Source organism: uncultured Anaerotruncus sp., assembly GCF_902490045.1.
GTDB lineage: Bacteria > Bacillota > Clostridia > Oscillospirales > Ruminococcaceae > Anaerotruncus.
Map to the genome: position 1 here is coordinate 1 of NZ_CABUCJ010000187.1, position 2870 is coordinate 2870.

Sequence of the window (2870 nt, forward strand, 5' to 3'; positions counted from 1 at the left end):
GCGTTCTACGAGCGGTGCGGCGTCGCGGTGGATTCCCGCGGCCGCGCGGTCGTCGACCCCGCCACGCTCGAAACAGGCGTTCCCCACGTCTATGTCGCGGGCGACGCGAACCGCGGGCCCGCCACCGTCGTCGAGGCGATTGCCGACGCGGCGAAAGCGGCGAAGGCGATCGCGGGCGTCACGGTCGAAACCTACGCCGCAACCAACGCGAGCCCCGACTACGGCCGCGCGCTCGAAAAGAAGGGGACCCTCTGCACCGACTGCGCGTCCTGCACCGAATCGCAGCGCTGTCTCGAGTGCGCCACCGTCTGCGAGTGCTGCGCGGACGTCTGCCCCAACCGCGCGAACCTCGCCATCCGGGTGCCCGGGCGGCGGATGCGCCAGATCGTGCATGTCGACGGCATGTGCAACGAGTGCGGCAACTGCGCGACCTTCTGTCCCTACGACAGCGCGCCCTACAGGGATAAGTTCACCCTCTTCTGGAGCGAGGCGGACTTCGCGGACAGCGAGAACGAGGGATTCCTCCTGCTCGACGCCGAACGCCAGCTCTACCGCGTGCGCCTCGACGGCCAGGTCGCGGATTACGCGGTAAACGGGGAGGGCTGCGGCCTTCCCGACGAGATCCGCCAGCTGATTCTGGCGGTGTGGGAGGGCTACCGCTATCTCTTCGGCCGCCAGCCGGTCGTGACGGCATAAAAAACCCTCGAAGAGGGGCGGGGCGCAGCCCCGCCCCTTGAACGCTTTTTTGACAGGAGGCTTTCATATGGCACTGCTCATTCAAAACGGCCGGGTGGTGACGCCCGAACGCACCTTTGCGGCGGACGTCCTCGTGCGCGGCGGAAAGATCGCCGCCGTCGGGCCGAACCTGCCCGCCGACGGGTGCGAAATCTTCGACGCGGCGGGCTGTCTCGTCTTTCCCGGGTTTATCGACGCGCACACCCATCTGGACATGGACAACGGCGTCACCGCGACGGCGGACGACTTCGCCACAGGCACGCGGGCGGCGGTCTGCGGCGGAACGACGACGGTTGTCGACTTTGCGACGCAGGACAAGGGGGGCACCCTCGCCCGGGCGCTCGCCGCCTGGCACAAAAAGGCGGACGGAAAATCCTCCTGCGACTATGCCTTCCATATGGCGGTCACCGACTGGAACCCGGCGGTGGCGGAGGAAATCGGGGAGATGGTGAAGGCGGGCGTGACCTCCTTCAAGCTCTATCTCGCCTACGACAACCTGCGCGTCACCGACGGCGAGCTCTACGAGATTTTAAAGAAGGTCGGGCAGGCGCACGGGATCATCGGCACCCACTGCGAAAACGGCGACCTCGTCAACGAGAAGGCGGCCGAGTTTCGCGCTGCGGGCAGGCTCGGGCCGCAGTACCACGCCCCCTCCCGTCCCGGCTATGTCGAGGCGGAGGCGGTCGCGCGCTACTGCTATATCGCAAAGGCTGCGGGCGTGCCGGTCCACATCGTCCACCTGAGCACCCGCATGGGGCTCGAGGAGGCGCGGCGCGCGCGGGCGCGCGGGCAGAAGGTCTACCTCGAGACCTGCCCGCAGTACCTCGTCCTCGATGAGAGCCGGTATGAGGCGCCCGGCTTCGAGGGGGCGAAATACGTCTGCTCGCCGCCGCTCAGGAGCCTTGACGACCAGGCGGCGCTGTGGGAGGCGGTCGGAAACGGAGAGATCGACTCGATCTCGACCGACCATTGCAGCTACAATTTCGTGGGGCAGAAGGATTTGGGCCGGGACGACTTCAGCAGGATTCCCAACGGCCTGCCCGGCATCGAGCACCGGCCCGCGGCGGTCTATACGGCGGGGGTAGCCGCCGGACGGATGACGGAAAACCGGATGGCGGCGCTGCTTTCGGAGCACGCGGCGCGCCTCTTCGGCATGTACCCGCGCAAGGGGACGATCTCGGTGGGCAGCGACGCGGATATCGTGGTCTGGGACCCCGCCGCCCGCTGGACGATATCCGCCGGGACCCAGCACCACAACTGCGACTACACCCCCTATGAGGGGATGGCGGTGCAGGGCCGCGCGAAGGCGGTTTTCCTGCGCGGCGAGCTCGCGGCGGAAAACGGCGAGCCGGTCAGGGAGGGACTGGGAAGCTACGTTGCGCGCGGCGTGAGCGAGTACTATTGAGGACAGAAACAGGCGGAGGCCCCCCGGCCGGGGGCCTCCGCCTGTTTTCGTCTGTTACGGGTCCATCTCCGCGATCGCATCGAGGTCGCCCCGATAGTCCACGTCGAGCAGTTCGCGGCGGTTGGCCGCCTCGACGACGCGCAGCAGCTCCGGGTGCGCGTCGATCACCGCGCCGCCCGACCTGCCGGGGGGCAGCGCCACCAGCTCGCCGAAGAGGGCGCGCGGAAAAAAGACAGGGTTGCCGCGTTTGCCCCGGTGCCCGAGCGCGGCGATCGAATCGGGGTGCGCCAGGAACTCCGCGCGCAGCGTCTGGATGCTCCGCGCGGTGAGCAGCGGCTGGTCGCAGACCGAGAACATGCAGCCGACGGCCTCCGGGTCGACCGCCTCGAGCCCCTTGCGGATGGTGACCGCCATGTCGCCCGTCGTGTCGTCGTTTTCCACCACCGAATAGCCGAGCAGCGCGGCGGACACCGCCACCTGCGGGTAGCGGGTGACGACGATCACCTGCTGAAAAAGCTCGCCGGGGAAGCTGCCAAGCACCGCGTCAACCATCGGGCGGCCGCCGAAATCGGCGAGCAGCTTGTTGTCGCGAAAGCGTGTCGAATGGCCCGAGGCCAGGAAGATGCACGCCAGTTTCCGCGCGTCGCCCATATCGCGCCCTCCTTTTGCCGCCGGCGGTTTTGCCGGCCTCTCTTCTGACAGTATACCACGGCCCCGCCCGCGAAACAAC

Annotated in this window: 2 protein-coding genes and 1 pseudogene; 2 read left to right on the forward strand and 1 reads right to left on the reverse strand. The window is 67.9% G+C overall.

What is annotated here, in order from left to right:
* Positions 1-696, forward strand: a pseudogene (locus tag RDM88_RS12460) (FAD-dependent oxidoreductase); the annotation flags it as partial.
* A 67-nt stretch (positions 697-763) separates the two neighbouring features.
* Entirely contained in the window at positions 764-2140 is a 1377-nt protein-coding gene (hydA, locus tag RDM88_RS12465) for a dihydropyrimidinase (RefSeq protein ID WP_308755148.1), read from the forward strand.
* Between the two features lie 54 nt (positions 2141-2194).
* Here hydA and RDM88_RS12470 read toward each other — a convergent pair whose 3' ends face one another.
* A complete protein-coding gene (locus tag RDM88_RS12470) occupies positions 2195-2791 on the reverse strand; it encodes a nucleotidyltransferase family protein (RefSeq protein WP_308755149.1) in 597 nt (198 codons plus the stop codon).
* Between the last annotated feature and the right edge of the window lie 79 nt (positions 2792-2870).

Coding starts and splice junctions, on each gene's coding strand:
- hydA (WP_308755148.1), top strand. CDS start 764: ATGGCACTGCTCATTCAAAACGGCCGGGTGGTGACGCCCGAACGCACC.
- RDM88_RS12470 (WP_308755149.1), bottom strand. CDS start 2,791: ATGGGCGACGCGCGGAAACTGGCGTGCATCTTCCTGGCCTCGGGCCAT.